Genomic DNA, 25,666 nt, shown 5'->3' with positions numbered 1-25,666 from the left:
GGCCCTACCCCTCCACGCGGGCGGGCTCGCCGGCGGTGACCTCGATAACTTCGAACTCGCGGGCCATGGTTGCAGCGAACGCATCGGCGTTTTGCACCGGCACAAACGCGATCACGGCGTTGGAGGTGCCAGCGGCAGCGGGGCGGGAGGCGACGGCGCCGCGCTTACGGGCGAGTGCGACCAGGGCATCGGGTGTGGCCAAGTCGTGGGACTCCGTCGGGGAGTTCAGCAGCGTGAAGAGTTCGTTGGCGCGCCGCGAGCGCAGGGCTTTCGCGGCGGACAGGGAGCGCAGCGTCTCGGATTCGCAGAACTGCACCCAACGCCGCGCGGTCTCCGGCGCAGGCGCCTGCTCGTCGCCCGCGGCGCGGCGGGCCTCGACCCATTGGACGGTGCGGCCGGAGGCGTCGGGAAGCTGGCGCAACGAGGCGACACCAAAGTTGGCGCACGCCGCGTCGATGAACGCGCGGTGGTCGACGATAGCGTCCCGGGACTCGACGAACGGCTCGCCGAGGTTCGCAGCCAGCGAGAACACGCGGACACCGTGCCGTGCCGGGTGCGGCGCTTGCGTGAGCGAACCGTCCGCGTAGTCCACCACCGAGACACCGTCGCCGCCGCGCAGGGCTACGGCATGGCGCGCCCGCAGCACGGGCAGGGAGGAATAGGCCCCGACCGCATGGGAGCAGATGTCGGCCAGTCGGGCGCGGAACGGGGCGGTATCCACGTCGTCGTGGTCGGCCGCGAGGGCGAGTGCGATGGCGGCGTCGGCCGCGTACAGCGCACCAAGGCCCGCGCCGACCGCAACGTCTGACTCGACGGTGATGTCTAACCCGGCGGTATCGCGGGAGAGCACTTGGCGCTGCACGAGGGTGTGCACCAGGCCCCACCAGCGGCGGGCAAGCCCGTCGGCGGGTTCTTCGTCATGACGCCACTGCGCAGAAAACTCCTGGCCCAGCGGGCCGCGTGCGGCGATGGCCACCACGCCGTCCGAGCGCGGGCTCACCGCGGCGGCCGCGCGCAAGGCGACGGTGCCGGCCAAGGTCACGCCGCCGAAATGGTCCACGTTTTCACCGATGAGTACCCACGTGCCCGGCGCGGAGGCCACGCGGCCTTCACCGGGGTGCGCTGCGCGAACGCGCTCCACAGGGGACTGCGAGGGGGCCACAAACGGGGTTTTACACACTGCCATGTCACGCTCCTTCAACCGCAACCACACTACCAACCGCCCCGGTACAGTCGGACGGGCAAAGAACCCTGAACGATAGGAGCGCGAACATGGCAGACGAGCAGTACTACTACAACCCCACCACCGGCGAGGTCACCCAGGGCAAGGAGGCCGCGTGGGACAACCGCATGGGCCCGTACCCTACCCGTGAGGAGGCGGAGTCCGCCCTGCAGATCGCGGCGCAGCGCAACAAGCGCGCGGACAACCAGGACGAGGCGGACGACAACTGGGGCGAGGCCCCGTCCTGGGAAAAGTAAACCCTACGGCTTGATCTTCTTAAACGCCTTGCGCACCTCGCGCACGGCGTCGTCGTAGCCGGCGAGCGCCTGCTCCCCGCGGTCGAGCTCGCGCTGGTAAAGCATGCCGTAGGCGAAGGTGTCCTCGCCGCGCTCGCGGGCCTCGCCAGCGAGCCGCTGGATGCGGTCGCGCGAGGTGACGGCGTCCTGGAAGTCGCCCAACTTGGACTGCAGCGCCTTGCACGCCTTCGCCAGACGCTCAGCCTTAAGCCCCGCATCCGCCGCGGCGTTTGCGGAGTAGCGCAGCTTCTTGGCGGCCTTGCGCACGTCGTGGACGTAGTCCTCGCGCTCGTGCAGCGGCAGGTCGGTGTCGTGGTAGTGCTCGTCGACCTTGTTGTGGCGCTTTTTCAGCTTCTTGTAGCCGCGCTTCAGGTGGTCGTAGAGGACCTCCTTCGACTGCTTCTTCTCCTTCTTTCCGGAAGCCTCTTGCTTCGCGACGGGCGGTTGCGCCAGCAACCCGTCAATCGCGTCCAGCAAGTCCATGAACCGCTGTGAATTGAGCATGTCCACGATCTCGGCGTGGGCCTGGTTGTAGTCCCGGCGCATGTCGCCTGCGATGTGGGCGCGGGCTGCCTCGTCGACGAGCCCCGACTCGTCGGAATCCAGCAGCTCCAAGAACCGCTCTTCCACCACCTCGGCGTCGCGGGCGACACCGAGGACGCCGGCGGCGTGCTTGAGCTCGTCTTCCAGTGAGGCAAGCTGCTCGCCCTCCAAGATGCCCTCGAACGTTTCCAGCAGCGAGCGCATCTCGCGGGTAGCCACCCGCAGCTGGTGCACCGAGTCGAACTCGTCGGCGCGCACGCGCGGCTCCCACGCGACAATGGCATCGCGCTGCTTGCGCAGGGATTCCACCACGGCGGCGGCAGGCGAGTCGCTGTCAAGCTCGGCGCGCATGTGCGGGGGCAGGGGCGCGGTCTTTACCGAATCGCCCAGCGCGGTGGAAAGCTTCGACGGCGAGGAGGACTTCCGCGCTCCCGCCGAGATCAGGAACGAGGTGCCCTGGTTGATCAGGGTGTTGCCCTCGTCGGTGCCGGCGAGAGCTTCCGACAGTTCCAGCTCCCACTCGCGCCAGCTGGTGCGCTCACCGCCGGGCAAAAGCGACCAGGCGGTGACGTGGTCGTCGCAAAACTCCGCGACCTCGCCTTGAGCGCCCGCCAAGGTGATCTCCACTCGGCGGTTGTCCACCTGCGCCACTGGGGCGAGTTCCGCGTTGCGCACGATCGAGCGCACGCACGCCAGCAACGTTTCGGGCACGACCGAAGGGTCATCGAGAGGCACCCGCACCTCGTTGCGCCCGCCCTCCTTGGGCAACTTGAGGTGCCAGCCGTCGTCCGCCCCGCCGGTGCGGCGGCGCAGCGTGATCTTCGAGCGCGTCAGGCGCAGGTCTTCCGTGTCGTAGTAGACGGCGGAGAGGTTGTGCTCGCGCATGGTCCTAATTTCGTCCACGCCGGGAAGTTGGGTCAGGTCCGGCAAGCCGGTGCCCTCGTCGACGGCGAGCTTGATTTCCACCTCGAGGAACTGCTCGGGTGCGTGTGCAGCCATGATCGTTGTCCTCCTTCAATAGTTTGTTAACCCCCAAGCTTAGCCTGCGTGGCCGCACCCGCAGGGCCGCTACAGTAAACGGGTATGAGCGCCCAAACAGACAACGTGCTGCGCCTGGTGGAGCAGCAGGACATCGCATTCATCCGCCTCTGGTTCACCGACATCTTCGGTTCCCTGAAAACGGTGATGATGTCGCCGGCCGAGCTGGAAAGCGCCTTCGAGGAGGGCGTCGGCTTCGACGGCTCGTCCATCGAGGGCTTTTCCCGCATCTCGGAGTCGGACACGCTGCTGCGGCCCGACCCGTCGACGTACCAGCCGCTGCCGTTCGACGAAGACTCGGGCCTGCAAACCGCGCGCATGTTCTGCGACATCACCATGCCCGACGGCGATCCGCTCTACGCCGACCCGCGCCAGGTGCTGCGCCGCCAGATAGGCGCCGCGCGCGACATGGGGTTCGAGTTTCTGGCTAGCCCGGAAATCGAGTTCTACGTGGTCAAACCCGGACACGCGGACCAGCCGCCCACCCCGGCAGACAAAGGCGGCTACTTCGACCAAGCCAAGCGCAACGAGGCGCCCAGGCTGCGCCGGCAGGCAGTCTCCGCGCTGGAGTACATGGGCATTGTCACCGAGTTCTCCCACCACGAGGGCTCGCCGGGCCAGCAGGAGATCGACCTGCGCCACACCGATGCCCTGACCATGGCGGACAACATTGTCACCTTCCGCTACATCGTGAAAACGGTCGCGGAGATCAACGGCGTGCACGCAACCTTCATGCCCAAGCCGTTTGCCAACCTCGAGGGCTCGGCGATGCACACGCACTTCTCCCTGTTCGAGGGCGACACCAACGCGTTCCACGACCCGGACGATGAGATCAGCCTGTCCACCACGGGCCGGCAGTTCATCGCCGGCATCATCGAGCACGCAGCCGAGATCTCCGCGGTGACCAACCAGTGGGTGAACTCGTACAAGCGCCTCCAGTTCGGCTCGGAGGCGCCAACCGCCGCAACCTGGGGCATCTCCAACCGCTCCGCGATGGTGCGCGTGCCCACCTACCGCCTGCGCAAGGCGGAGTCGCGCCGGGCGGAGGTGCGTTCCCTGGATTCGGCGTGCAACCCCTACCTGGCGTTCGCGGCCGTGCTCGCCGCGGGCCTGAAGGGCATTGAGGAGGGCTACGACCTGGACGAGCCGGCGCGCGATGACGTCTTCGCGCTCACCCGCCGCGAGCGCCGCGCGATGGGCTACCGCGACCTGCCCAACTCCCTCGACCAGGCGCTGCGCCACCTGGAGCGCTCCGAGTTCATGGCGGAGGTGCTGGGCGAGCAGGTCTTCGAGTTCTTCCTGCGCGCCAAGTGGGACGAGTGGCACGACTACACCGCCCAGATCACCCCGTGGGAGATCGACACCGGGATTGACCTGTGATTTCGCCCGCCAAACTCGGCCTGACCAGTCCCCGCGCCGCCGAGGACATCGAGGGGCTTTCGCTTGGCGACGACGCTTCGCTCTACACCCTCGCCGGCGCGGGCGACCCAGACCTGGCGCTGAACAACGCCCACCGGTTGCACGACGCGCTCGGCGACGGCTGGGGTGAACTGCTCGAGGCTGTGACCGGCAACCCCGTCTTCCGCACCCGCCTGTTCGCCCTGCTTGGCGGTTCTACCGCGCTGGCGGACCACCTCATTGCACACCCGGATCAGTGGCGGCTGCTGCTGGAAGACGTCCCCGGCCGCGAGGAGCTCTACCGCACCATGCTCGCCGCGGTGGGGGTGGACGCGGACGGGCCGGGACTGTACAGGGCGGGGGAGGGCGAAGTTGGCGTCGCGAAGCTTCGGCTTAAAAACGCCCACCGCAGCCTGGTCATGCGCATCGCCGCAGCCGACCTGGCGGGCACGTTCGCCGCGGTGAAAGGCCACGGCGAGGGCGAGCCGATGAGCTACAGCTACACCACAGAGCGGCTGACGTGGCTGGCGGACGCGGCGCTTACGGCGGCGCTCGCGGTGGCGGTGCGCTCGGTGTACGGCGACGACGACGTGGACGCCGAGCTTGCGGTGATAGCCATGGGCAAGTGCGGCGCCGGCGAGCTGAACTACATCTCTGACGTGGACGTGGTGTTCGTGGCGGAGCCGGCGTCGCCCAAGATCACCCGTGCGGCTGCGGAGATGATGCGCATCGGATCTGCCTGCTTTTTCGACGTGGACGCGAACCTGCGCCCCGAAGGCGCCTCCGGGGCACTGGTGCGGACACTGGACTCGCACCGGGCGTACTACCGCAAGTGGGCCGAGACCTGGGAGTTCCAGGCGCTGCTCAAGGCGCGGCCGATGACGGGCACCATGGAGCTGGGCCGCGCGTACTCGGAGGCGACCGCGCCGCTGGTGTGGGAGGCCTCCCAGCGCGACAGCTTCGTCGAGGACGTCCAGGCCATGCGCCGGCGCGTGCTGGAAAACGTCCCGGCGGACGTGCGCCGCCGGGAGCTGAAACTGGGCCCCGGGGGCCTGCGCGACGTGGAGTTCGCCGTGCAGCTGCTGCAGCTCGTGCACGGGCGCATCGACGACACACTCCGCGCGCGTAACACGTTGGACGCCCTTGCCGCGCTTGCTGCGGCCGGCTACGTCGGGCGCGAGGACGCGAAGGTGCTCATGGAGGCGTACGAATTCCTCCGCCTGCTCGAGCACCGCCTGCAGCTGCAGCGCTTCAAGCGCACCCACCAGCTGCCCGAACCCGACGACGAGAAGCGTAACCGGTGGCTCGCGCGCGCCGCCGGTTTTTCCGCCGACCAGCGCGGCACCGCCGTCGAGGGGCTGTACCGCGAGCTCAAACGCGTGCGGCGCGACGTCGCCGACTTGCACGAGCGCCTGTTCTACCGGCCGCTGCTCGGGGCGGTGGCGGATATGTCCGTCGGCGAGGCCACGCTGTCCGCAGACGCGGTCAAGGCGCAGCTGGCGGCGCTGGGCTACCGCCACCCGGCGCGCGCCTTCGACCACCTGTCCGCCCTGGTGAAGGGCAGTTCGCGGAAGGCGAAGCTGCAGGCGATCCTCCTGCCGTCGCTGATGCACTGGCTCGCGGACACGGCAGACCCGGGCCAAGGGCTGCTCAACTACCGCAAGCTGTCCGAGGCCGCGGTGGATCGCAGCTGGTTCCTGCGCATGCTGCGCGACGAGGGCGTGGCTTCCCAGCGCCTCATGCACATCCTCGGCACCTCGCCGTACGCCGCCGATTTGATCATCTCCGCGCCCGACGTGGTCAAGCTGCTCGGCGACGGCTCGAACGGCCCGCGGCTGCTGGAGCCCGCGCCCGACCAGGTGCATAAGGCGGTTGTCGCCTCCGCGAAGCGCCACCAGGCGGACCCCGACAAGGCTGTGGCGGTGGCGCGCTCGCTGCGCCGCGCCGAGCTTGCCCGGATCGCGTCGGCCGACCTGCTGGGGCTCATGGATGTGCGCCAGGTCTGCCTCGAGCTGACGTACGTCTGGGAGGCAGTGCTCGAGGCCGCGCTGCGCGCCGAAGTGTTCGCCGATCTCGCGTCCTCGCCTCACGACGAGCCTCCGGCCCGCCTCGCCGTCATCGGCATGGGCCGCCTCGGCGGCGCCGAACTCGGCTACGGCTCCGACGCGGACGTGATCGTGGTGGCCGAACCGACCGGGGCCGTCGCCGAGGCGGACGCGATCGCGTGGGCGGCGAAGATCGTGGACCAGATGCGCGCGCGCCTGTCCAAGCCCTCCGGGGACCCGCCGCTGGAGGTGGATCTGGGCCTGCGCCCCGAGGGTCGCTCTGGTGCGGTGGTGCGCACCATCGCCAGCTACGGGCGCTACTACCGCGAGTGGGGCGAGGTGTGGGAGCGCCAGGCCCTGCTGCGCGCGGCCGTGGTCGCCGGCGACCGGGGGGTGGGCGACGCGTTCCTTCAGGCTATCGACGCGTTCCGCTACCCCGACGGCGGCGCCAAACCCGCCGACATCCGAGAGATCCGCCGCATCAAAGCCCGGGTGGACAACGAGCGCCTGCCCCGGAACGCGGACCGCGCCACCCACACCAAGCTCGGCCGCGGCGCTTTGGCGGACGTGGAATGGACCGTGCAGCTGCTCACCATGCAGCACGCCCACACCCACGAGGAGCTGCGCACCCCCTCCACCCTGGACGCGCTGGACTTCCTGGCTGAGTTGGACGACCCGTCCGTCATCCGCGGCGCTGACGCCGATGTGCTGCGCACCGCCTGGCTCACGGCCACCCGCGCCCGCAACGCGATCGTGCTGGTCACCGGCAAACGCGCCGACCAGCTGCCCGCGCCGGGCCCCCAACTCGCCCAGGTGGCTGGATCCGCCGGCTACGACCCGGACGACCAGCAGGAGTTCTTAGAGGACTACCTGCGCATCACCCGCCGCGCCCACCAGGTGGTGGAGGAGGTGTTCTGGGGCGAGGTGCCGTCGCTGGAGTTTGATTAGGTGGCGGGCGGGACGGCGTCGACAGGCAATATGCTCGTGCCCATGGCAGTGAATATGACGATCGACCTGAATGACGCCACCTTCGCCGACTTGGTCGCGCTGGTGGACGCCGCGCGCGTGGCCGGCGTGGACCCGAAAACCGCGCTTGAGCTGGACGGCGAGACGCTGAGCATCACCGTCGAACCCGGCACTCGCACGCCTGTTTGCGAGGCGGCACCCGAGAAGGAACGCACGATCGCCCCGCTCGGCGACGCCGCGATCCGCTCCGTGGTGGATATTTTGACCGGCCGACAGGAACCGCCCCGCCGCTAGGCGCCCATGCCGTAGTATTCGCGGGGTGGATTACATCTCGACTCGCGACGCAACGGCGAAGGTCCGCTCCTTCACCGACATCCTGCTCACCGGCCTAAGCCCGGACGGCGGCCTGTTCATGCCGGCGGTGTACCCGACGATTACGCCCGAGCTTCTCGACGGCTGGCGCACCCTCCTCGCCACCGACGGCTACGCCGCGCTGGCAGCAGAGGTGCTCAAGCTTTACGTGGATGACATCCCTGAGCGAGACCTCGAAGCGATCGCAGCGCGGGCCTACCGCACCCCCGTCTTCGCCGACGAGGAGATCGTGCCGGTGACCCGGTTGAGCGACAACCTGCACATCGGCCACCTCTCCGAAGGCCCGACCGCCGCGTTCAAGGACATGGCGATGCAGCTGCTCGGCGAGCTGTTCGAGTACGAGCTGGCCCGCCGCGGCGAGGAGATCAACATCCTCGGCGCCACCTCCGGCGACACCGGATCTTCGGCCGAGTACGCCATGCGCGGGCGCGACAACATCCGGGTGTTCATGCTCACCCCGGCCGGGCGCATGACCCCGTTCCAGCAGGCGCAGATGTTCGGGCTCGACGACCCGAACATCTTCAACATCGCCCTCGACGGTGTCTTCGACGACTGCCAGGACGTGGTCAAGGCCGTCAGCGCCGACGCCGCGTTCAAGTCCAAGTACTCCATTGGCGCGGTGAACTCCATCAACTTCGCGCGGCTGCTCGCGCAGGTGGTGTACTACATCGCCACGTACCTGAAAGTCACCGAAGCCCCTGCGGCGAGCGAAGCGCCGCAGCGCGTGTCTTTCTGCGTGCCTACCGGCAACTTCGGCAACGTGTGCGCCGGCCACATTGCGAAGCAGATGGGCCTGCCCATCGACCGCCTCATCGTGGCCACGAACGAAAACGACGTGCTCCACGAGTTCTTCACGTCCGGCGAGTACCGCCCCCGCACCGCCGCCGAGACGCACGCGACGTCCTCGCCGTCCATGGATATCTCCAAAGCCTCCAACTTCGAGCGCATGATTTTCGACGCCACGCTCCGCAACTCCAACCTCACCGCCGACCTGTTTGGCAACAAGGTGAAAGACGGCGGTTTCGCGGCAGAAGACCTCGGCGGGGACGAAGTGATGGAGCGCATCCGCGGCGAGTTCGGTTTTCTGTCCGGCACGTCCACGCACGCCGACCGCGTGGCCACCATCAAGCGGATCCACGACACTTACGGGGTCTTGGTGGACCCCCACACCGCGGACGGCATCCACGTGGCGGAACACCTCGCCGCCGAGGTGGAGACCCCAATCGTGGTCCTCGAGACCGCGCTGCCGGTGAAATTCGCCGACACCATCGCCGAGGCCATCGGCGAGGCACCGGAGGTGCCGGAGCGGTTCGCGGAGATCCTGGACGCCGAACGTCACGTCACCGACCTGCCCAACGACGCCGAGGCAGTGAAGACGTTTATCGCCGACGCCATCGAACGCACTAACGTCTAAGGCCACCCACGAAAGGAGCGCGCAATGGCGCAAGAGCAGTTTGCGGGGCCGGAGCACTACACCGACTTCGACCCGGAGAAGTTCATCCGGGACATGAAGATCATGGCCCAGCAGGAGAACCAAGAGGGCGAGGAATCCACCGACCAGGATCCGGCGGTTGACCAACCTGAACAGTAGGCCTGAGCGGCCCAACCTGGCCAAGCGCTACCAACCGGCACAAGGGCAGCAGTGGCAGTTCCCGCCCCTGCCGGGCGAAACCAACCAGCCCGCCGCAACCGCGCCACGGCGCCGCGGCGGCCTGCGCACCGGCGGCTGGATCACCGTCATTGTCGCCACCCTCGCACTCGTCGCCATGGTGGTGTGGCTGGGGCTCAACGCGTCGAAGGTCCCGACCGCGACGGTGGAGGAGCGCCAGGCGCTATCCGAGGTGCAAACACCCGGCGACGCGGCGCCCGTGGCCGACAATAACGTCCTCGTCCCGGCGTTCGCGCCGTGGGCGCCTGGGACGAAGATCCAGACCACGGACCACCAACCCGCGCCGGGCGAGCACTTCACGGCCCAGTCCTGCACGGCCGCGTTCTCCTTCACCGGCAAGGACGGGCGCGCCTACGCGGTCACCGCCGGCCACTGCGGCCACGAAGGCGACCTGGTGTGGCCCACGAACGCGTCTACGGCGTTCGACTACGCCTCAGAGGTCGGCCACGTCATCTTCTCCGGCCTGTATAGCCCTCACACGCCGGAGACTGAGGGGGCGGACGTGGGGATCATCGAGATCACGGACCCGGAGCGCTACATGGATGTGGTCGGTGCGCCGATTCCGACCGGGATCGGGGACAACCTGGGGCCCGTCGAGAGGGTGTGCAAAACGGGCGCCACCACCGGGTACACGTGCGGCACCTTCGAGGCCACCGAGCGCGTGCAGATAGTCAACCTCGACCCAGGGGTAGAGGACGAGACACTCGGCGACATTGCCGCCGTGTGCGCCGCCTCGGGCGACTCAGGCGGGCCGGTGTTCGCAGAAGTGAACGGCCGCGCCACCGTCATCGGTGTCGTCTCCGGCACCGAGGCCGGCCGCTCTGGCGAGGAGTGCCACGAAGGCATGGACAACCCCCACCTGATGAGCTACTCCAACGTCGACCAGGTCATGGCCGTCATCCGCCACGTGGTGCCGGACGCGGACCTTATTCCGCAGCGTTGGTGAGACGCGGCCAGCGCTTCAATTCCTCGCCGGTTTCTTTGTCGTTGTCCACCACCACGACCTCGTCGTCGGTGTAGCCGTTGAAGGTGATCCGGTTGATCTCGTCGGGGCGCTCCACCTCCAGCCAGCGCTGCGAAAGCTCGTCGGCATCCTCGACGTCCATCCAGTTCAACGTAACCAGGTGGAAGTGGTCGTGGGAGGCGTAATCCGAAAACGCAACCGAGTCGGCGCCCTCATCCACGGCGATGTCGATGAACTGGGCGATGGTGGCCGGAGGTAGCGTCGCAAAGCAGAAGCCCCAGAAGTTCACACGCATCCCGCTTTTCGACGTCAACGTCACCGTATCCACACAATTCTGCTCCAGCAGCCGGGAGAGGTGGCCCGCGATTGCCGTGGTGTCGTCCAACGCGCCGTCTACGATGTCGCCCCGCAGCATTGCGCCCGTGTTGGTCTCGCCGACGCGAACGTTGTCGATCAGGTTCGGCCGGATGCTCGCCGCCACATTGGAAGAGTCCGCTGGCGCCGGATTGAACGGGCGCTCCGGCTGCGGCAACTGCGCCTCCTCGCGGGTGGTGTCCGCTGTGTAACCGGCCGCCATCGCAGCGCCGACAACCACCAAAATGACCAACGTGCCGTAGACCGCGATGAACAGGGGAGCGGGGATGCGCCGCAGAAGGGGCTGTTTCTCCTCGGGTTCACTGACGGCGGTGCTCATAATTCTGGGGATTGTACACTTGCGGCCATGCCAATCCCGGAGTTCATCGTGGAGACCCGAAAGAAGATCGGCACCGACCTGATGTGGGTGCCGGCCGTGTGCGCCGTGGTGCTGCGCGACTCGCGCGTGGAGTCGCCGTGGGCGGTGCCCGACGTACTGCTGGTGCGCCGGGCCGACAACGGGCAGTGGACGCCGGTGACCGGTATTGCGGACCCGGGGGAGGACCCGCACGCCGCCGCCGTGCGCGAGGTGCTGGAGGAAACCGGTGTGTCGGTCACCGCCGCTGCGCTTCTGGGCGTGGGGGCGCACGGGCCGGTCACGCACGCCAACGGGGACCAGGCAAGCTACATGTCGGTGCAGATCCGCTGTGAGCCGCTCGACCCGGCTGCGGAACCGGTGGTCGGCGATGACGAGTCCTCCGAGGTCGGCTGGTTCCCCATCTCCCAGATGCCGGTGACGGACCCGAAGTGGCGCCTGGCCATCGCCGACGCCGCCGCGCAGCGCCGCCACCCGGGTAGCTTCGTGCCGCGCATGGGGTTGTCGAAGCGGTGAAACTCGGCGTCGACGTCTCGGAGCACCAGCGCGGGCTCGACGTTTCCGGCTTCGACTTCGTCATCGCGCGAACCACCGACGGCACGTACCAGGATTCGGCCTTTGCGTCGTTCGCGCCCTACGCCACGGCCGCGTACCACTTCCTGCGGGCGCCGTCGGAGGGTACGTCCGTAGCCGCCCAGGTGTCGGCCTCTCTCGAGGTGCTCGGAGGGTGCCGGGTGCCCATGTGGCTCGACGTTGAAAGCCCCGCGGGCCTTTCGCTTCACGACGTCCGTTCCGCCCACCACGCCTTCACCACCGCCGGCGTGCAGGTTGCGGGCGTGTATACGAACGCGTGGTACTGGCGGCGACACATGATGTGGGCGGATGTGTCCGAGTTCGGTGGCCTGTGGCTCGCCCAGTGGGGCTCGAACGACCCTTCTGCCGCGCCCCCAGGACCGGATGACTGGCCTCACCCGCTCGGCATGCCAACCCCCGTTATGTGGCAGTTCACCTCCCGCGGGCGTGTTGGTGGCGTCGACGTAGATCTGAATTTGGCCCTGTGACCTGCGGGTTGTGAGTTTCTCAGGTTGAGTTATCCACAATTTGCCGGGGGTCTAGTTTTGGCGGTTGCGGCGGCTTAGCGTTTCGGGCATGAATTTCTCCGAGTTTGCTGCGGCGGGTGTGGGTGTACTCGCCGACTTCTCCCGCGACACCGCGCTGGCCGCGGGCCTGTCCACCACCCGGATGCGCGACCTGGCACGGGTGCACCACGCCTACTACGGGCCGACACGGTTCACCCGTCAACAACGCGACGCACTCGCGCTGGCGGAGGGCATGCCGATTGATCAACTCATCCACATCGAAAAGAAACTCACACGCGTTGCCACCGCCGCCGACCGCTGGCGCATCCGCCTCGACCTGGTGCGCCACCGCGGGTCGTTTCGCGGGCTGACCAAACGCGCAGACCGGCTCATCGACCTGCCCACCCCGGCCCCGACACCCGCCTGCCGGTTCAGCCGCTCACGCGATGGTATGCGCACCATGACATGGACCTACACCGAACGCGAGCTGGCAGATCTAGAGCACCTCCTGCGCACCGGCATCGACCCCAACACACCCGCGGCCGCCCAACTCGCCGACGCACTCGCCGCCCTGCTGCGCGACGGCGAGACCGTACCGAAAGCAGCATTCCGCCCGATCGTGATCGTGCCGATTGCCGACTGGATGCGCATCCACGCCGGCACCGGCGACGAGGTGGAACTTACCTGCACCGACGGCACCACCATGACCGGCGCGCAGTACCTGCACCACCAGTTCGGCGACGTGCTAGACGTCGCCGCGTTCCACCCCCACCACGGCGCGGTCAACCTCTACCGGGGGCAACGCTTCGCCAACACCAAGCAGAAAACCATGTCGAAGCTGCTGTGCCCGGGCTGCGCGTTCCCGGACTGCAAAACAAGCGCAGAGACCACGCAGACGCACCACATCACCGCGTGGGCGCATGGGGGTATGACCAACATGGACAACCTCGCCGAGTTGTGCCCGTTTCACAACGGTGTCAACGCCGATGACCGTAGCGGCCGCTTCGGCTACATCGACAACCCCAACGGGCGCATCACATGGATCGCCCCCAACGGCACCGACATCCCCATGACCACACCCGGGGCCATGGAACTCCTCTTCGACTAACCCCACCACGCCCACAAACCCGCCCCACAAGGCGGGCAAATCGGCGTGCCGTTTTAACGGGCGGAGGGGAGCGGCTGGTTACGGGCGGTTTCGCGGCGGCCCTCCAGCACCCAACTGACAAAGCGGCTGGAGCACAAGGACCAGTGCACGAGGAGCAACACGGGGATGGAAAGCGCTACCACGTCGAGCCAGTGGGACCCGTTCACCAGCGCCACCTGGTGTCCGCCCATGCTCACCGTGCCTGGCGGGAAGGTGCACGACCACCACGCCGGGGAGTAGTCCACCCAGCGCAGCACGTTGGGATAAAAGGTGATCATCGCCCAAATTGCCAACGGGATGGCCAGCACAAGGGCGACGTAGCCGTAGTAGATGGACACCCGGCCGGGGTAGAGGATCTGCATCGCGGTGGTGGATTGGCCGATCACGCCAAGCGGCACCCACGCCGTCGCAGATTTCGGCCCCGAGAGGTCGACCTTGCCGTGCCACGCCGCCCAGTACACGCGGATGAAAGTCGGAACGGCGGTCAGCAGCGACATGACGAAGAACACGGTGCCCAAGACGTGGTAGAGCTGCCCGTAGTCGCGGGCGGCCCACCCGGCTACGGAGGCGGAGATCATTGGGCCGACCAACGGCAGTCCCCACGTGAACTTTGGGTCGCCGTCAAAGCGCGAGAGCTGAATCGCCCAGGTGACGGCGGTGACTGGTGCGCCGATCCAAAATCCGATGAGACGGAACACGCCCTGGTCTGTCAGCCCGGACAGTGCGGCGCCGAGCGCGAGGATACCGATGAAGAACATCGACCACTCGGCCATTGTGGTGCGTTCGAAGCTGGGGTGCCGGTAGCGGGCAAATCCCACGACGAGCGCAACCAGGATCACACACGAGATTGCCGCGAACACACCGGAGGCGAACTTCAGATCCATCTCCACGAGCAGGCGCGAGACGATCGAGGTGCCCATGAGGCTGCCGCCCCACGCGGGGCCGGGCGGAGGTAGTTGGCGAAACTTGTCGGTCACTCAGCGCATGGTAATCCCTGTTCCCTTCCGGTGCCCGACCACCCCCTTCGCTAGCGCCAGAGGGAGCGATACCGCCGACGCCCGAGCTGCCACTCCGTGCCCTCGGTCGCTGCGCCTCGTCGGCCAAATTTAGCCCACGTTCGCGCCAAACAGCGAGCCAATGGCGAACGTGGCCGCTAGAGCCAGCGATCCGCCGACGACGATGCGTGCCACCGACCGTCCAACGGGTGCCCCACCCAGTTTCGCGGACAACGCACCTGTCAGCGCCAGCGCTACCAATGTGATGCCGAAGATCGCGGCAATGCGCCACGCGGCCGGGGCGAGCAGTGCTGTGGCGAACGGCAGCGCCGCGCCCAGCAGGAAGGAGAAAAACGACGCGATGCCCGCCGACCACGGGTTGACCTGCGCGTGCGCGGGCAGTCCCATGGCGCGCTCCGAGTCGCGCTGAGAGGACACCGAGACGTACTCGCCCAGTGCCATCGACACCGCGCCGCCGATGACGGCCGCCAGACCCGACATCGCGATCGTCGTCTGGTCCGACGTCGCGCCTGCCACGCCGACGACCACCGCGGCGGTGGAAACGATGCCGTCGTTCGCGCCCAGCACCGCAGCGCGCAGGCGGTTGAGCCGCTCGCCGGTGCCGGGGTCCTGCCTATCGACGCCAGCATCCGCCAGCCCCGGACAATCGTCGGGGCACTCGGCGTTGGGGCGGCTCATCACATCAGTCATGCGGCCCATCCTGGCGGGTTCTGCGCACCCCCGCAAGGAAGTTCGCCCTGCCTTACCGCAGGTCAGGCTATGCAAACCTTGGCGGTGGCAGGGCGAAGCTGGCGTCGCTAAGCAACTAGCAGTCGAAGTACATCTCGAACTCCTGCGGGGTCGGGCGCAGGCGAACCGGGGTGATTTCGTTGTCGTACTTGAGCTTGATGTAGGTCTCGATGAGGTCATCGGTGAACACGTCGCCCTCGGTGAGGAAGTCGTGGTCCGCCTCGAGCGCCTGCAGCGCAGCCTCGAGCGAGGTCGGAGCCTGCGGGATGTCCTTGGCCTCCTCCGGCGGCAGCTCGTAGAGGTCCTTGTCCACCGGCGCGTGCGGCTCGATGCGGTTCTTGATGCCGTCGATGCCCGCCAGGAGCATCGCCGCGAAGCCGAGGTAGGGGTTGCCCGACGGGTCCGGCGCGCGGAACTCGATGCGCTTGGCCTTCGGGTTCGCGCCCGTGATCGGGATGCGGATCGCCGCGGAGCGGTTGCGCTGCGAGTACACCAGGTTGATCGGCGCCTCGAAGCCCGGCACGAGGCGGTGGTAGGAGTTCAACGTGGGGTTGGTGAACGCCAGCACCGCGCCCGCGTGCTCGAGCAGGCCGCCGATGTACCAGCGGGCGATGTCGGACAGGCCGCCGTAGCCGGACTCGTCGTAGAACAGCGGCTCGCCGTCCTTCCACAGTGACTGGTGGGCGTGCATGCCGGAGCCGTTGTCGCCAGCCAGAGGCTTGGGCATGAAGGTCACCGTCTTGTCGTAGAGCGTCGCGGTGTTCTTCACGATGTACTTGAAGTCCTGCAGGTCGTCTGCCGCGTGGAGCAGGGTGTTGAAGCGGTAGTTGATCTCCTGCTGGCCGCCGTTGCCCACCTCGCGGTGGAAGCGCTCGATGTCGAAGCCGGCGGCGGCGAGGTTGCGCACCATCGCGTCGCGCACCTCGACGGTCTTGTCGTGCGGCGGGACGGGGAAGTAGCCGCCCTTCCAGCGGTTTTTGTAGCCCAGGTTCGGCGAGCCGTCGGCCTCGACCTCGTTGCCGCGGTTCCACCAGCCCTCTTCAGCGTCGATCTCGTAGAACGCGGAGTGGCCCTCCACTTCGTAGCGGATGGAGTCGAACAGGTAGAACTCCGCTTCCGCGCCGATGGAGCAGGTGTCCGCGATGCCGGTGGAGCGCAGGTACTCCTCCGCCTTCTTGGCCACGTTGCGCGGGTCGCGGGAGAACGGCTCGTGGGTGAACGGGTCGTTGACGAAGAACTTCACGTTCAGGGTCTTGGAGCCGCGGAACTGATCCAGTTTCGCGGTGGCGAGGTCCGGCATGAGGGTCATGTCGGATTCCTCGATGGTGGTGAAGCCGCGGATGGAGGAGCCGTCGAACGCGAGGCCCTCTTCCATCACGTCTTCGTCGAACATCGACGCGGGGATAGAGAAGTGGTGCTCGATGCCGGGCACGTCGGTGAAGCGCACGTCAACGAATTCCACCTCCTCGTCGGCGATGAATTTCTTGACATCTTCGATGTTGTCGAAGGCCACGGACGGTACTCCTCCTCTGTTGGCGGGCATAAGCGGTTTCAAGTCTACGCGCGCGCCCCGCTACGCTCGGTAGGCATGGCTGCTAATCGACGACATGACTGGCGCAACGGCCCGGAAATTCCTAACCAATTCACCGGCGAGGGCGCGTTGCCGGGGTACCCGGGTGAGTTCCTCGGCATGCCGAAGGAGGGGCCGGGCTCGCAGGCGTCGGTCCTGCGCCGCATGGGTGGGGTCTTCATCGACTGGGCGTTGTGTGCCGTCGCCGCCTCGCTGATCACGCAGAACACCGGCGCGTTGGGCGACAAGTACACGGTGACGTACCTGTTGTGGATCGTGCTCGGCATCGTGTGCGGGTGGCTCTTCGCGCGCACTCCCGGCATGGCCGTGCTGGGCATGGGTGTCGCGCGGGTGGATAAGGAAGCGCCGGTGGGGTTCTGGCGCGCCGCCGTGCGCACCATCCTCACGGGCTTCGTACTGCCGGCCGCGCTTGTGGACGCTGACGGGCGCGGCATGCACGACCGCGCCACCACCACGACGGTGATCCGCACCTAGTTGTTGATCGGCCGTTCTTCACCCGCCAGCTCGTGGTCGAAGTCGATGTAGCGGAAGAACGCCCAGTTGGGATCCGTGAGCATCCGGGCCACCGACAGGCCGCCTGCGATAAAGAGCACCACGAACGACACTTCTGTGAATCGCGACAGCGCGTTGACGATGTCGCCCACCGCGAAGTCGTGCACCGCCGCGTAGATGACTGTGCCGGGGATCATGACCACCGCAGCCGGGATGGTGACGGTGGTGCGCGGCACCCGGGCCAGTCGGCCCAGAAGCCCGCCAGCGACACCGATGAGCAGCGCCGCGGCGAACGCCGCAAGGTACGAGCGCACCCCGTAGGCGAGCAGCCCCAGGCGCGCGGCGTTGGCCGCCATCCCCAGCGTCGCGGCGAGCAGCGCCATGCGTTTCGAGGAGTTGAACAGCAGGGCGAAGCACCCCACGCTGACAAAGCTCGCCGCCGCGCCGGCGGCTAAGAACTCCGCGGATTTCGGCACGGCTTGCGGCTGCGCTTCAGGGGTGCCGGACAGCATCGCCACCACCGAGACGGTCAGCATGATCACCACTATGATTTCGAGGGCGAACAGCAGCCGCGGGATACCGGCGGTGAAGTCGAAACGGGCGAAGTCCACAAACGAGGTGAACAACGGAAACCCCGGGATGAGGAACAGCACGGCCGCCACAAAGCCGGGGGATACCACACCGGAGATCGGCAGCACGCGGGCGAGCAGCAAGAACGCCGCTGATGCGACGAAAGCCGACGTCATCGTGGTCCCGATGAGGTTGAAATGCGCCCTGTGCAGCGCGGACCGCACCAGCTGCCCCAGCATCGCCGCTATGCACACAACCGCCGCGGTGGCCAGGCCGAACTGGTTCAAGATTGCGAATCCGGCGCAGGCAAGACCTGCGGCTAACGTCGATAGGCGAGGGCCCCAGCGCGGGGAAGGGATGCGCTCGATCTCATCCAGTGCGGCGCCGATGACCTCGGGCGTGCGGTAGCTTTGCAGCAACGAGTGCGCGGCGGTCTCCAGGGCCTCGATGCGCGACGCGTTCACACCTGGAAGCGGCACGTCGGCCACAGCAGTGCGAAACTGCTCCCCGCGATGGAAGGTGCAACTGATCGTGTTGAATCCGACGATGACGTCCGCGTTGTCGAAGCCGAGCGAACGGGCACACCGCTTCACAGCGCGAATCACCCGGTAGCCGGAGGCCCCGGAGGCTAACAGCAAAACGCCGAAGCGAAGGCAGGTGTTCGCTTCGGCGTCCATGCGCGGGGTCGGCTTGGTCACTTGCCACCCTTGCGCGCCTGCATGCGGCGCATCTTACGGTTCATGCCGGCCATGTTCTGCGCCTGCTTCGGCAGCGGCCCGCCCGGCAGGCCGGCGGCCTGGGCGCCGCGCCCGCGCGAATCCATGGCGTCCAGCTTGGCGGAGAGGTTGTACACCTCGTCCTTCTGGTAGTTCTTCGGCATCTTCAGCAGGTGCTTCTGCAGGTCCCGGTTGCGCACCTGGCCTTCGCCCTCGCCGGCGAAGACCTCGTAGACCGGCACGCCGGCCAGGAGGCGCTCGACGCGCTTGTGCTCTTTCGCCATCAGGGGCTTCAGGCGGTTCGGGTCGCCCTCGCCGACCAGCACGACGCCGGGGTTGCCCACCACGCGGTGGACGGTGTCCATGTGGGTGTTGGCCTGCACGCCGGTTTTGGTCAGCCACACGATGCCCATGGTGTTGCGCATGTTCTCCAGCGTCCAGCCTGCGGCGCCGGGGGTGTCTCCGACCTCGTCGTACATGGACTTTTCCAGGCGGCGGGAGAAGATGAACATCGCCAGCACGGCACCCAGGATCAGGCCCATGATCAGCCAGAACCACTTCGCGCCCCACCACAGGCCGAGGAGGAAGAACAGCAGCCCGCCACCGAGGACGCAGGCGAGCATGATGGGGATCAGCGCTTTGTCGCGCTTGCGCTGGATATCAAACGCCTGCTTGAGCTGTGAGCGCGTCGCTTTGCCTTTGGCGCGCTTCGCTGCGCGCTGTTCCTTCTTGGCAGCCTTTGCCGCTGCCTTGTCCTGCGTCGTAGCCATGGCCATAACTGTATGCCACGGCCACAACGCGGGCCAAAGACCCTAGCGGGTGACTACGGGGTGGTCGGCGGACGCGCCGTACTTCTTCAGCAGCGTCGATGCTTCCTGCGCGGTATCGCCTTGCGACGTCTCCGCCAAGTGCCGCAAATTTTCCGGCAACTCCAGCCCGCGGTGGGCCATCGCCTCGACGTAGAGCTTGCCGGCACGGTAGGAGGAGCGCACCAGCGGGCCAGACATGACGGCGCCGAAGCCCATTTCGTAGGCGGCGTCGCGGTACTCGATGAACTCTTCCGGCTTCACCCAGCGGTCGATCGGGTGGTAGGTCGGGCCCGGGCGCAGGTACTGGGTGATGGTGATGATGTCGCAGCCCGCGTCCACCAAATCCTGCAGCGCTTCGAGAACTTCCTCGCGGGTCTCGCCCATGCCCAGGATGAGGTTGGACTTAGTGATCAGCCCGAAATCGCGCGCCTGCCGGATCACGTCCAGCGAGCGGTCGTAGCGGAACGCGGGGCGGATGCGCTTGAAGATGCGCGGGACGGTCTCCACATTGTGCGCGAACACCTCCGGGCGCGCCTCGAAGACCTCCTGCAGCAGGTCGGGCTTGCCGGAGAAGTCGGGTGTGAGGTTTTCCACGCCGGTGTTCGGGTTGAGCTCGTGGATCTTGCGCACTACCTCGGCGTAGAGCCACGCGCCCTCGTCGTCCAGGTCGTCGCGGGTGACGCCCGTGATGGTGGAGTAGTTCAGGTTGAGGTTGCGCACCTCTTCGGCCACGCGGCGCGGCTCGTCGCGGTCGAGGGGATCCGGGCGGCCGGAGGCGATGTCGCAGAAGTCGCAGCGGCGGGAGCAGCGGGACCCGCCGATGAGGAAGGTCGCCTCGCGCGATTCCCAGCACTCGTGGATGTTCGGGCAGCCAGCTTCCTGGCACACCGTGTGGAGGTCAGCGCCCTTGACCTTCTGTTTCATGTCCTCGTATTCGGGACCGGTTTTGACGGAGTTGCGGATCCACCGCGGCTTTTTCTCAATCGGAGTTTCGGAGTTGCGCGCCTCAACGCGCAAAAGCTTGCGGCCTTCTGGTGCTACAGTCACGCCCTTACCGTACCTTCCGTGTCAAACCCTTCGACGGGTCCGGACGGGTGGCAAACGTGTGGTCCGCAACGACCAGCTCGCCGGCAAGCGCACGCTCCAATTCGTGCACTACCGGGCCGGCCATCTCGTTCGCGGTGACGTCGCGGCCGAGCTCGAGCGAGAGGGTAGTTACGTCGGCGTCGTCGATGCCGCAGGCAACGATGTGGTCGTAGTGGTCGAGGGTGTTGTTGCAGTTCAGGCTCAGCCCGTGCATGGTCACGCCGCGTGTGATGCGGATGCCGAGGGCGGCGATTTTGCGTTCGCTTGTCGACGCCTTCGGGTCCGCCGCCTTCGTCTCCGCCGGCACCCAGACCCCGGAGCGCCCGTCCACGCGCCCCGCGGTGGTCACGCCTGCGGCCCGCACGACCTGGATGAGCGCTTCTTCGAGCCGGCGCACGTAGTCGACCACGTCCACTGGCTCGGCGAGTTTGATAATCGGGTAGACCACCAGCTGGCCCTCGCCGTGCCAGGTGATGCGCCCGCCCCGGTCCACCGGCACGACCGGCACGGGGTAGGAGGGATCAGGCATGTCTTCCGGCTGTGTGCGTTTGCCGGCGGTGAAGGTGGAGGGGTGCTCGAGCACGAGCACTGTGTCGGGGGCATCGCCTGTGGCTCGTCGAGAAGCGATGTCTGCCTGGAGGTCCCATGCCTCCTGATAATCCACGAGCCCCAGCTCGCGCACGTCGATGGGTGCGGCTGAGGCTCGGATGGATTGCTCGGCGGGGAAAAACGGGTCGCGCGGCGCAGTCATACCGTTAGACCCTAGTCCCCGACGGCAGGAGGGGACTAGACGCCGTTGGCGGAGGCGTACTCGTCGGCGGTCAGAAGCGGGCCGACCTCCTCGACCTCCACCTCGAAGAGCCAGCCCTCGCCGTACGGGTCGTTGTTGATGGCCTCGTAGGCGCCGTCGATGTCCTCGTTGACCGCGGTGACGGTGCCGGTGACCGGGGAGTAGAGGTCGGAGACGGACTTGGTGGACTCGATCTCGCCGCAGGTCTCACCGGCGGTAACCGTGTCGCCGACCTGCGGCAGCTCCGCGAAAACGACCTCGCCCAGGCGGTCCGCTGCGACGTGGGTGATGCCAACGCGCACCGTCTGGCCGGCGGCATCATCCGGGGTGGAGTTGATCCACTCGTGGTCCTCGGAGTAGTAGAAGTCAGGCTTGAGTGCCATGGTTATGCGTCCTCTCGGGAGTAAAACGGGGTCGGTGCAATAGTAAACGGGTAGCGGCGGCCGCGGATGTCGATTTCCACTTCCGTGCCCACTTCCGCGTGGGCGGGATCCAGGTGGGCGAGCGCGACCGGGTAGCCCAGCGTCGGCGACGGCTGGCCGGAGGTGACGACGCCGATTTTGTCGTCGCCGAGGAAGACCTCCGCGCCCTCGCGCGCCGCGCGGCGCTGCTCGGAGGTCAGCCCCGCGATGACCACGCTGGGCTCGCGGCCGACAAGCGCCGCCTTGCCCACGAAGTCCGCCTCTTTCTTGGCAAACGCGCGGCCCATACCGGCCTCCACCGGGGTGGTATCCGCGGTCAGCTCGTGGCCGTAGAGCGGCATGGCGGCCTCAAGGCGCAGCGAGTCGCGCGCTGCCAGGCCGCAGGGGGTGCCGGCGCCGATGACGGCGTCCCACACCTGCTGCGCGTCCTCCCACTGGCAGAACAGCTCGAAGCCGTCCTCTCCGGTGTAGCCGGTGCGGGCGACGAAGACGTCGACCGGTTCTTCCGTCTGGTTCGAGCGCAGCGAGGACCAGGCGCCGGAGTAGTAGGTGAGGGCGGACGCGTCGCCGTCGAGAAGCGGTGTGAGCACCTCAAGCGAGCGCGGGCCCTGGACCGCAACCAGCGCGACCGCCTCGGAGTCGTTGCGCAGCTCGACGTCGAAGTCGCCCTTGCGGGCCTCGAACGCGGCCCACACGGTGGCTGCGTTACCGGCGTTGGGCACGACCATGAAGTGGTCCTCCGCGAAGCGGTAGGTGATCAAGTCATCCAGGATGCCGCCGTTGTCGGCGACGATCATGGAGTACTTCGCCTTGCCCACCTTCAGCGCGGTGAGGTTGGAAATGAGCGCGTAATCCAAAAACGCGGCGGCGTCCGGGCCCTTGACATCGATTTCACCCATGTGGGACAGGTCGAAGATGCCCACGTCGGTGCGCACGGCACGGTGCTCCTCCAACTCGGAGCCGTACTTCAACGGCATTTCCCAGCCGCCGAAGTCGGTGAAGCTCGCGCCGAGGTTTTCGTGGGTGGCGTGCAGCGGGGTCTGTGGCATAGGTGTGTTCTCCTTAGTACTTGGCGTTCTTCTCGGACACTTCGGCGTCGATTTCCTCGGCGACCTCCGGCGTGATGTCGAACGCCTCCGGTGGCGGGCAGGCGCACTGGAGGTTGCGGTCGCCGAAGGCTTCGTCGATACGCCGCACCGGCGGGAAGTACTTCGAGTGCACCAGCGAGTCCACCGGGTAGGCGGCCTTCTCGCGCGGGAAGTCGTACGGCCACTCGTTGCGGATCACGCTGACGGCGGTAAACGGTGCGTTGTGGACCACGGACTTTTCGTACTCGATCTCGCCGTCGATGATTTCCTGGATCTCGGCGCGGATGGAGCGCATCGCCTCGATGAAGCGGTCGAGCTCGGCCAAGTCCTCGGACTCGGTCGGCTCCACCATGAGCGTGCCGGCAACCGGGAAGGCGAGGGTGGGGGCGTGGAAGCCGTAGTCGATCAAGCGCTTGGCCACGTCCGCGGCGGTCACGCCGGATACGTCGGTGAGCTCGCGCAGGTCCAGGATGCACTCGTGGCCCACCAGGCCGTCGTTGCCGGTGTAGAGCACCGGGTAAGCATCGTTCAGCGCGCGCGCGATGTAGTTCGCGCCCAGCACGGCGTGCTCGGTGGCGCTGCGCAGGCCGGCCGCACCGGACATGGCGATGTAGGACCAGGAAATTGGCAGCACGCCCGCCGAGCCGTAGAGGGTGGAGGCGACGGGCACGCCGCCGTCGGCTTGCGCCGACGTGTCAACAGGGTCGCCCGGCAAAAACGGGATCAGGTGCTCGCCCACGCCAATCGGGCCCACGCCCGGCCCGCCGCCGCCGTGCGGGATGGTGAACGTCTTGTGCAGGTTCAGGTGGCTGACGTCGCCGCCGAAGTCGCCGGGGCGCGCGATGCCAGTCAGCGCGTTCATGTTCGCGCCGTCGATGTAGACCTGACCGCCGGCCGCGTGCACCTTGTCGCAGACCAGGCGCACGTCTTCCTCGTACACGCCGTGCGTTGAGGGGTAGGTGAGCATGATCGCGGCCACCGCGTCGGCGTGCTTGCCCAGCTTCGCGTCCAAATCCTCCAGGTCGATGGAACCGTCGTCTGCGGTCTTGACCACCACCACGCGCAGGTTGGCAAGTGTGGCCGACGCCGCGTTCGTGCCGTGCGCCGATGCCGGGATCAGGCAGATGTCGCGCCCCGCGTCGCCGTTTGCCACGTGGTAGGCGCGGATGGCCAGAAGGCCCGCCAGCTCGCCGGTCGCGCCGGAGTTCGGCTGCACCGACACCTCCGCGTAGCCGGTGATCTCCACCAGCCAGGCGCGGATTTCGTCGATAAGCTCGCGCCAGCCCGCGGTGTACTCGTCGGGGGTGTAGGGGTGCACGTTGGCGAAGCCGGGCCACGTGATCGCCTCCAGCCCGGCGGTGGGGTTGAGCTTCATGGTGCACGAGCCCAGCGGGATCATCGTGCGGTCCAGCGCGAGGTCCTTGTCGCCGAGTTCGCGGATGTAGCGCATCATCTGCGTCTCGGAGTGAATGCGGTTGAACGTCTCGTGGGTGAGGAACTCGGTGGTGCGGGTGAGAGCCTCTGGGATGCGCGCCTCACCTTCCGCCGGGGTCGCGCCGAAACCGGCCAGTAGCGCCTCGACGTCGGCGTCGGTGGTGTCCTCGCCGAAGGAGACACCGACCGTGGTGTCGTCGATCGCGCGCACCAGGTAGCCGGCGTGCGCCAGCTTGGCGACGACCTCCGGTGCCCCCGCAACCTCCACCGCCACCGTGTCGAAAAACTCGGCGTGCTTGACCGCCACTCCAGCTGCCTCAAGCGCCGCGGCAAAGTCGGCGGCACGCTGGTGCACGGCTCGCGCGATCTCGGTCAGGCCATTGGGGCCGTGGTAGACGGCGTACATCGACGCGGTCACCGCGAGCAGCGCCTGCGCGGTGCAGATGTTGGAGGTGGCGCGCTCGCGGCGGATGTGCTGCTCTCGTGTCTGCAGTGCCAGGCGGTAGGCCGGGTAGCCCTCCGCGTCCTTGGACACGCCGACCAGGCGGCCCGGCATCTGGCGCTGCAGCTTCTCCCGCACGGCCACGTAGGCCGCGTGCGGGCCGCCGTAGAACAGCGGCACGCCGAAGCGCTGGGTGGTGCCGATGGCGATGTCCGCGCCGAACTCGCCGGGGGCTTCCAACAGGGTCAGCGCCAAGATGTCTGCGTCGACGGCGACGAGGCCGCCGCGCTCGTGGATCGCCTCGATCACCGGGCGCGGGTCCACAATGTCGCCCTCGGTGCCCGGGTAGGCGAACACGGCGCCCACCAGATCCTCGCCGACGACGCCCTCGGCCAGGTTGGCCACCTCGACCTCGAGGTCGATCGCGCGGGCGCGCTCGGAGGCCACCTTGATCACCTGCGGGTGCAGGCGAGAATCCAGCAGCACGCGGCGGCCCTTCTTCACCACGCGCGACATCAGGCCGACGGCCTCGGCGGCGGCGGACGCTTCGTCGAGAAGCGAGGCGTTCGCGATGTCCAGGCCGGTGAGGTCTTGCACCATGGTCTGGAAGTTCAGCAGCGCCTCTAAGCGGCCTTGCGAGATCTCTGCCTGGTACGGCGTGTACGCGGTGTACCAGCCGGCGTCCTCGACCACGCCGCGGCGGATCACCGGCGGGGTCAGCGTCGAGGAAAAGCCTTGGCCGTAGAAGGCGCGCAGCACCGTGTTCTTGTCGGCCAGCTCGCGCAGGCGCGATTGCGCCTCATACTCCGTCAGTGCCTCCGGCAGCTCGAGCGGCTTGTCCGCCAGGATGCCCGAGGGCACCGCGGCGGCGATCAGCGCGTCGATGGAATCGTAGCCCAGCGCGTCCAGCATTTTCTGCTGTTCTTGCTGGTCAGGGCCGATATGGCGGGAGATGTAATCCAACTGGAGCTCCTTGATATTCGGGTCGTAGAACCACGCGTCAGCATAGCCG

The 25,666-nt window shown here is 67.4% G+C and carries 24 protein-coding genes; 11 read left to right on the top strand and 13 right to left on the bottom strand.

The genetic code is table 11. The annotated features are described in order from the left end of the window. Positions 1–4: 4 nt before the first annotated feature. Positions 5–1,186, bottom strand: a complete 1,182-nt coding sequence (locus HMA55_RS05275; protein ID WP_181192005.1) for a galactokinase family protein — start codon at positions 1,184–1,186, stop codon at positions 5–7. Between the two features lie 86 nt (positions 1,187–1,272). Here HMA55_RS05275 and HMA55_RS05270 point away from each other — a divergent pair, with 86 nt between their 5' ends. Further along, on the top strand, positions 1,273–1,479 hold the full coding sequence (locus HMA55_RS05270) for a hypothetical protein (RefSeq protein ID WP_181192004.1): 207 nt from the start codon (positions 1,273–1,275) through the stop codon (positions 1,477–1,479). Positions 1,480–1,482: 3 nt separating this feature from the next. Here the strand turns inward: HMA55_RS05270 and HMA55_RS05265 are convergent, their stop codons facing one another. Continuing rightward, positions 1,483–3,060 carry a CYTH and CHAD domain-containing protein gene (locus tag HMA55_RS05265; protein WP_181192003.1) on the bottom strand — a complete coding sequence of 526 codons (1,578 nt, stop codon included), beginning with the start codon at positions 3,058–3,060 and terminating at the stop codon, positions 1,483–1,485. Positions 3,061–3,144: 84 nt separating this feature from the next. Between HMA55_RS05265 and HMA55_RS05260 the strand changes: the two genes are divergently transcribed. Genes HMA55_RS05260 through HMA55_RS05235 form a run of 6 tightly spaced genes read left to right on the top strand, consistent with a single transcriptional unit; the run spans position 3,145 to position 10,495 of the window. Next, complete coding sequence (locus HMA55_RS05260) at positions 3,145–4,479, top strand: glutamine synthetase family protein (protein ID WP_181192002.1); 1,335 nt, start codon at positions 3,145–3,147, stop codon at positions 4,477–4,479. Continuing rightward, positions 4,476–7,490, top strand: a complete 3,015-nt coding sequence (locus tag HMA55_RS05255) for a bifunctional [glutamine synthetase] adenylyltransferase/[glutamine synthetase]-adenylyl-L-tyrosine phosphorylase (RefSeq protein WP_181192001.1) — start codon at positions 4,476–4,478, stop codon at positions 7,488–7,490. Before HMA55_RS05260 ends, HMA55_RS05255 begins: the two co-directional genes overlap by 4 nt. Before the next feature lie 42 nt (positions 7,491–7,532). Continuing rightward, a complete protein-coding gene (locus HMA55_RS05250) occupies positions 7,533–7,802 on the top strand; it encodes a hypothetical protein (protein ID WP_235961741.1) in 270 nt (89 codons plus the stop codon). Between the two features lie 25 nt (positions 7,803–7,827). Beyond that, entirely contained in the window at positions 7,828–9,294 is a 1,467-nt protein-coding gene (gene thrC / locus HMA55_RS05245) for a threonine synthase (protein ID WP_181192000.1), read from the top strand. A 24-nt stretch (positions 9,295–9,318) separates the two neighbouring features. Continuing rightward, complete coding sequence (locus tag HMA55_RS05240; RefSeq protein ID WP_181191999.1) at positions 9,319–9,471, top strand: hypothetical protein; 153 nt, start codon at positions 9,319–9,321, stop codon at positions 9,469–9,471. Then, positions 9,452–10,495 carry a S1 family peptidase gene (locus HMA55_RS05235; protein WP_235961740.1) on the top strand — a complete coding sequence of 348 codons (1,044 nt, stop codon included), beginning with the start codon at positions 9,452–9,454 and terminating at the stop codon, positions 10,493–10,495. Before HMA55_RS05240 ends, HMA55_RS05235 begins: the two co-directional genes overlap by 20 nt. Here the strand turns inward: HMA55_RS05235 and HMA55_RS05230 are convergent. Then, entirely contained in the window at positions 10,476–11,207 is a 732-nt protein-coding gene (locus HMA55_RS05230; RefSeq protein ID WP_181191998.1) for a hypothetical protein, read from the bottom strand. The genes HMA55_RS05235 and HMA55_RS05230 overlap by 20 nt on opposite strands. 27 nt (positions 11,208–11,234) lie before the next feature. Here HMA55_RS05230 and HMA55_RS05225 point away from each other — a divergent pair, with 27 nt between their 5' ends. The 3 genes from HMA55_RS05225 (at position 11,235) to HMA55_RS05215 (ending at position 13,430) form a co-directional block, all read left to right on the top strand. Continuing rightward, positions 11,235–11,759: an NUDIX hydrolase gene (locus HMA55_RS05225; protein WP_181191997.1), complete on the top strand. Its 525-nt coding sequence runs from the start codon at positions 11,235–11,237 to the stop codon at positions 11,757–11,759. Beyond that, positions 11,756–12,304 (top strand): glycoside hydrolase family 25 protein, encoded by a 549-nt coding sequence (locus tag HMA55_RS05220; RefSeq protein WP_181191996.1) that lies wholly within the window; start codon positions 11,756–11,758, stop codon positions 12,302–12,304. The genes HMA55_RS05225 and HMA55_RS05220 overlap by 4 nt, the downstream gene beginning before the upstream one ends. 88 nt (positions 12,305–12,392) lie before the next feature. Further along, positions 12,393–13,430 carry an HNH endonuclease signature motif containing protein gene (locus HMA55_RS05215; RefSeq protein ID WP_181191995.1) on the top strand — a complete coding sequence of 346 codons (1,038 nt, stop codon included), beginning with the start codon at positions 12,393–12,395 and terminating at the stop codon, positions 13,428–13,430. 53 nt (positions 13,431–13,483) lie between these two features. On the opposite strand, the gene HMA55_RS05210 is transcribed toward HMA55_RS05215, so the two are convergent. The 3 genes from HMA55_RS05210 to glnA form a co-directional block, all read right to left on the bottom strand. Beyond that, entirely contained in the window at positions 13,484–14,446 is a 963-nt protein-coding gene (locus HMA55_RS05210; RefSeq protein WP_181191994.1) for a TDT family transporter, read from the bottom strand. A gap of 129 nt (positions 14,447–14,575) precedes the next feature. Then, complete coding sequence (locus tag HMA55_RS05205) at positions 14,576–15,175, bottom strand: VIT1/CCC1 transporter family protein (protein ID WP_181191993.1); 600 nt, start codon at positions 15,173–15,175, stop codon at positions 14,576–14,578. Between the two features lie 115 nt (positions 15,176–15,290). Next, on the bottom strand, positions 15,291–16,757 hold the full coding sequence (glnA, locus tag HMA55_RS05200; RefSeq protein WP_219910375.1) for a type I glutamate--ammonia ligase: 1,467 nt from the start codon (positions 16,755–16,757) through the stop codon (positions 15,291–15,293). A 45-nt stretch (positions 16,758–16,802) separates the two neighbouring features. Between glnA and HMA55_RS05195 the strand changes: the two genes are divergently transcribed. After that, entirely contained in the window at positions 16,803–17,279 is a 477-nt protein-coding gene (locus HMA55_RS05195) for an RDD family protein (RefSeq protein ID WP_181191992.1), read from the top strand. Here HMA55_RS05195 and HMA55_RS05190 read toward each other — a convergent pair. Genes HMA55_RS05190 through gcvP form a run of 7 tightly spaced genes read right to left on the bottom strand, consistent with a single transcriptional unit; the run spans position 17,276 to position 25,617 of the window. Beyond that, the gene (locus HMA55_RS05190; RefSeq protein WP_181191991.1) at positions 17,276–18,565 is read right to left on the bottom strand and encodes a threonine/serine exporter family protein; all 1,290 of its coding nucleotides are present in this window, start codon (positions 18,563–18,565) and stop codon (positions 17,276–17,278) included. The two genes, HMA55_RS05195 and HMA55_RS05190, sit on opposite strands and share 4 nt — an antisense overlap. Further along, complete coding sequence (locus HMA55_RS05185; protein ID WP_181191990.1) at positions 18,562–19,353, bottom strand: DUF4191 domain-containing protein; 792 nt, start codon at positions 19,351–19,353, stop codon at positions 18,562–18,564. Before HMA55_RS05185 ends, HMA55_RS05190 begins: the two co-directional genes overlap by 4 nt. 42 nt (positions 19,354–19,395) lie before the next feature. Then, positions 19,396–20,439, bottom strand: coding sequence for a lipoyl synthase (gene lipA / locus HMA55_RS05180; RefSeq protein ID WP_181191989.1), 1,044 nt, complete (start codon positions 20,437–20,439; stop codon positions 19,396–19,398). Between the two features lie 4 nt (positions 20,440–20,443). After that, positions 20,444–21,229 (bottom strand): lipoyl(octanoyl) transferase LipB, encoded by a 786-nt coding sequence (lipB, locus tag HMA55_RS05175; protein WP_181191988.1) that lies wholly within the window; start codon positions 21,227–21,229, stop codon positions 20,444–20,446. Positions 21,230–21,264: 35 nt separating this feature from the next. Next, positions 21,265–21,651, bottom strand: coding sequence for a glycine cleavage system protein GcvH (gcvH, locus tag HMA55_RS05170; RefSeq protein WP_181191987.1), 387 nt, complete (start codon positions 21,649–21,651; stop codon positions 21,265–21,267). Positions 21,652–21,653: 2 nt separating this feature from the next. Continuing rightward, the gene (gene gcvT / locus HMA55_RS05165) at positions 21,654–22,739 is read right to left on the bottom strand and encodes a glycine cleavage system aminomethyltransferase GcvT (RefSeq protein ID WP_181191986.1); all 1,086 of its coding nucleotides are present in this window, start codon (positions 22,737–22,739) and stop codon (positions 21,654–21,656) included. Positions 22,740–22,752: 13 nt separating this feature from the next. Further along, the gene (gene gcvP, locus HMA55_RS05160) at positions 22,753–25,617 is read right to left on the bottom strand and encodes an aminomethyl-transferring glycine dehydrogenase (protein WP_181191985.1); all 2,865 of its coding nucleotides are present in this window, start codon (positions 25,615–25,617) and stop codon (positions 22,753–22,755) included. Positions 25,618–25,666: the final 49 nt, after the last annotated feature.

The sequence above is a fragment of the Corynebacterium wankanglinii genome (genome assembly GCF_013601005.1).
Classification (GTDB): Bacteria; Actinomycetota; Actinomycetes; order Mycobacteriales; family Mycobacteriaceae; genus Corynebacterium; species Corynebacterium wankanglinii.
This window is presented reverse-complemented; position numbering and strand designations above follow the sequence as displayed.

What these genes read in the sequence shown, in the direction of transcription:
- HMA55_RS05275 (WP_181192005.1), bottom strand. Translation starts at nt 1,186, where the DNA reads ATGGCAGTGTGTAAAACCCCGTTTGTGGCCCCCTCGCAGTCCCCTGTG.
- HMA55_RS05270 (WP_181192004.1), top strand. Translation starts at nt 1,273, where the DNA reads ATGGCAGACGAGCAGTACTACTACAACCCCACCACCGGCGAGGTCACC.
- HMA55_RS05265 (WP_181192003.1), bottom strand. Translation starts at nt 3,060, where the DNA reads ATGGCTGCACACGCACCCGAGCAGTTCCTCGAGGTGGAAATCAAGCTC.
- HMA55_RS05260 (WP_181192002.1), top strand. Translation starts at nt 3,145, where the DNA reads ATGAGCGCCCAAACAGACAACGTGCTGCGCCTGGTGGAGCAGCAGGAC.
- HMA55_RS05250 (WP_235961741.1), top strand. Translation starts at nt 7,533, where the DNA reads ATGGCAGTGAATATGACGATCGACCTGAATGACGCCACCTTCGCCGAC.
- HMA55_RS05240 (WP_181191999.1), top strand. Translation starts at nt 9,319, where the DNA reads ATGGCGCAAGAGCAGTTTGCGGGGCCGGAGCACTACACCGACTTCGAC.
- HMA55_RS05230 (WP_181191998.1), bottom strand. Translation starts at nt 11,207, where the DNA reads ATGAGCACCGCCGTCAGTGAACCCGAGGAGAAACAGCCCCTTCTGCGG.
- HMA55_RS05225 (WP_181191997.1), top strand. Translation starts at nt 11,235, where the DNA reads ATGCCAATCCCGGAGTTCATCGTGGAGACCCGAAAGAAGATCGGCACC.
- HMA55_RS05215 (WP_181191995.1), top strand. Translation starts at nt 12,393, where the DNA reads ATGAATTTCTCCGAGTTTGCTGCGGCGGGTGTGGGTGTACTCGCCGAC.
- HMA55_RS05205 (WP_181191993.1), bottom strand. Translation starts at nt 15,175, where the DNA reads ATGACTGATGTGATGAGCCGCCCCAACGCCGAGTGCCCCGACGATTGT.
- glnA (WP_219910375.1), bottom strand. Translation starts at nt 16,757, where the DNA reads ATGCCCGCCAACAGAGGAGGAGTACCGTCCGTGGCCTTCGACAACATC.
- HMA55_RS05195 (WP_181191992.1), top strand. Translation starts at nt 16,803, where the DNA reads ATGGCTGCTAATCGACGACATGACTGGCGCAACGGCCCGGAAATTCCT.
- HMA55_RS05185 (WP_181191990.1), bottom strand. Translation starts at nt 19,353, where the DNA reads ATGGCTACGACGCAGGACAAGGCAGCGGCAAAGGCTGCCAAGAAGGAA.
- lipB (WP_181191988.1), bottom strand. Translation starts at nt 21,229, where the DNA reads ATGACTGCGCCGCGCGACCCGTTTTTCCCCGCCGAGCAATCCATCCGA.
- gcvH (WP_181191987.1), bottom strand. Translation starts at nt 21,651, where the DNA reads ATGGCACTCAAGCCTGACTTCTACTACTCCGAGGACCACGAGTGGATC.
- gcvT (WP_181191986.1), bottom strand. Translation starts at nt 22,739, where the DNA reads ATGCCACAGACCCCGCTGCACGCCACCCACGAAAACCTCGGCGCGAGC.